The following is a 2353-nucleotide window of genomic DNA, read 5'->3' as shown; positions in this document are numbered from 1 at the left end:
GGATGCTTGGCCGTTCCGGATGCGAGCTGCTACGCTCACGTCTAATGTCACCTCCATCATCCAGCCAAAAAACGGAGCTGTAATCCTCAATCTTGCACCCCAGAGCATGGCATCACCTAGAGCATCGCAGAATGATAGCATTCCGGAACCTCGCATGCTTTGTCATAGTAACGATAGCAAACGAGCAGTTAGGTTTCGTATAGCCAAAAATATCTTTAATATTGAAATAGTTAAATCCAACGAGTCGCGACGGGGGTATATCGTAAAATTTGCTATTATGCATCTACCTCGCGCCCCCCCAACAATATCATGGCGACGGATAGAAGAAAAGGTGTGACTAGACGAGGGCGATTGATACTGACGGTTTAAGTGACGGCGAACCCTTCAAGGCAGTGGACGAACTACGCACACACGGCTCGCGTAGGCGCCGCAGCTTTACTTTTGATCAGGCTCCGAATTTATCGGTTACAGGGATTTGGAGGATGGAATGGGGCAACAAGCTGGTTCTGTGATTCAAACTCACCTTAGAGGCCGTTTTGAAATGGGTTGAGTAGTTGGGCACCTGTGATTCCGGAATGTTGCGACACTTTCCGAAGATTACAATGTGGGCCCCGACGACTGGTGTACAGCATAGCCGTTGCGCGACGCGATACCAGACCGATCTGACGGAAAACGAATGGCAACTTCTGCAGCCGATGCTTCCTGAGCTGCACGGGACAGGCCGACCGAACGCGTCACCGAAGACACCAGTATTGCCGTCGAAATCGTCAAGAAGAACAAAGATCAGATCGGTTTCGCCGTTCTGCCGCGCCGTTGGGTTGTCGAGCGCTTTTTTGCATGGATCAATCGAAACAGACGTCTCGCGAAGGACTTCGAAGCGTCAATGAAATCTGCTGCTGCTTTCCTCTATGCCGCCCCCGTAATGCTGCTCGTCAGGCGTTTGGCACGGTAGCAATGACTTTCAAAACCGACTCTAAGCAAAAAGGCTCAATTTAAAACATCAAGCGCAGTCGACGGTATTTCCCCGCTTATACTGATCTGGCGCAAGTTAACCAAGCGCAGTTGACCGCCCTCACCTACACTCTCAATGCGACCATGTGTAAATGGGTGGTTGCTAAACACCAGCAGAGGGTTCGCCTGACCTGATCAGCTGTGTTACGGGTGCAGTTCTGGATGAAGTGCGAGAATGATAAAGCCGGGCGCTGGATCGAATCTATCCGATTGTAATTTTCGACGCACCGCGCGTGAAAATCCGCGATAGCAGCAGCTGGACGGTGAACAGCAAGACTGTTTACGTGGCCCTGGTCGTTACCAGTGATGGCGTGCGCTAGGTTCTTTGGCGCTTGATTGCCGAAATTAAGGGAGCGATTATGGCTTTCGGAGATGCACTATCTAAAAAAAAGGGCTTCCTGGACATTTTGATTGCGTTTGTTGACGGGCTTAGAGCGCATCCCGAAAAGTGAGAAGCGGTTTAGGAGGTGGTGCCCATTAACACAAAGAATTTGAGCGCCGATCTGATTCGGCCAGATCAAAACGCGCTCTAAGAGAGCCCTAACGTTATTACCTCCGTCTTTTCCACAACGATGGTCCAAACATACGTCCTTCATCTGTTTCGTGACAACCAAATTTTTGTTCAGGTGAATCGCAAGCTCGTGGGGACCAACTAGCGCCCAATACACGATGCCATGAATGCCGAAATTGCAGCAATGGAGCTTAAGTGTTTTGAAGCAATGGCCGGAAAATGCGCCTCCCTCGCCTAGGTATAGCGGCGCGCCTGGAAGTAAGTCAGTCCGTTTTTTGCTTTTGATCCAGCAAGATCATCTATACCACGAGTGTGATCGGGAGCCTGAAGTGGCATCCGTATTCGATCAAGACGCGCGTAAAGCGGCAACCAAGCTGATTGATCTCACAATCTTGGGCTCCAAAAAGATGGTACAAATGTACTGGATTGGTTTGTAGCCAGAAACAATTCGTCATTGCCGCTTCAGTATCAAACCCCATAGTTCGAATCCGATGCGCAATGTTTCGGACACTTCCAAAATCGTTGCTATCCACGAAAATCTGTTAGAGCGCAGGCCTAAGAGCCTGTTCCAAAAAGGGTTGAGCGATTACAGCAGGTTATGATTCAATCGGATTGCTTACATTCGATGGAGCTCACGATGACCTGGACTGAAACCGCTCGCGCCCTCGCAAGACGGATCTGCGCGAAGTCATGAATACGCTTCTTTATATCGCGTCTTCTGGCGCAGCATAGCGGCTTCTGCCATCCGATTTCCCGCCATTCTCGACCGTGCAGAAGTACTTCTATCGCTGGCGCGATGAAGGATTGCTTCATACCATCAACAACACGCTT

At 50.1% G+C, this 2353-nt stretch carries 2 protein-coding genes and 2 pseudogenes; 3 read left to right on the top strand and 1 reads right to left on the bottom strand.

What is annotated here, in order from left to right:
* Positions 1 to 597 precede the first annotated feature (597 nt).
* Positions 598 to 771: a hypothetical protein gene (locus ACTJKP_RS26720; protein ID WP_440632809.1), complete on the bottom strand. Its 174-nt coding sequence runs from the start codon at positions 769 to 771 to the stop codon at positions 598 to 600.
* Here ACTJKP_RS26720 and ACTJKP_RS26715 point away from each other — a divergent pair.
* The 3 genes and pseudogenes from ACTJKP_RS26715 to ACTJKP_RS26705 all read left to right on the top strand — a co-directional run.
* Positions 710 to 952 (top strand): annotated as a pseudogene (locus ACTJKP_RS26715) (transposase); the annotation flags it as partial. The gene ACTJKP_RS26720 and the pseudogene ACTJKP_RS26715 overlap by 62 nt on opposite strands.
* Before the next feature lie 250 nt (positions 953 to 1202).
* Positions 1203 to 1331 carry a transposase gene (locus ACTJKP_RS26710; protein WP_440632810.1) on the top strand — a complete coding sequence of 43 codons (129 nt, stop codon included), beginning with the start codon at positions 1203 to 1205 and terminating at the stop codon, positions 1329 to 1331.
* 851 nt (positions 1332 to 2182) lie between these two features.
* Positions 2183 to 2353: pseudogene (locus ACTJKP_RS26705) on the top strand (transposase); the annotation flags it as partial.

Origin of the sequence: Brucella sp. 22210 (assembly GCF_052045675.1) — a bacterium.
Taxonomy (GTDB): Bacteria; Pseudomonadota; Alphaproteobacteria; order Rhizobiales; family Rhizobiaceae; genus Brucella.
The sequence above is the reverse complement of the archived record's forward strand: the minus strand, read 5'-3'. Positions and strand labels throughout refer to the sequence as shown.